Raw genomic sequence first — 300 nt, forward strand, 5'->3', positions numbered from 1 at the left:
TTCGGCATCTAGACGCGCCACAATCCCTTCAAACAAAGGTTCAGAATGAAGGAAATTCCAAAATTGGACCAGTTGACTGTGAAAGAAACGATAGTCCTTAAGAAGATTGCGCAGCGAAGCTGCAACGGCATCGCCAGCGCCCGGCGTGGCGGGATAACCGGCAGCGCCCGGCTTGCCGTCGTGGCCGTCGTGGCCGTCGCGGCCGTCGCGGCCGTCGTATAAAGCCTTGATCGCCTCGCGGCGTTGCGCACGCGTATATCCCGCGCGCGCCATGGATGCTTCGATGAGCGCAAGCGCCTT

The 300-nt window shown here is 60.0% G+C and carries 1 pseudogene; it reads right to left on the minus strand.

The annotated features are described in order from the left end of the window. Positions 1-300: pseudogene (locus QCE79_RS34965) on the minus strand (hypothetical protein); the annotation flags it as partial.

Source organism: Caballeronia sp. LZ003 (assembly GCF_031451465.1).
GTDB lineage: Bacteria > Pseudomonadota > Gammaproteobacteria > Burkholderiales > Burkholderiaceae > Caballeronia.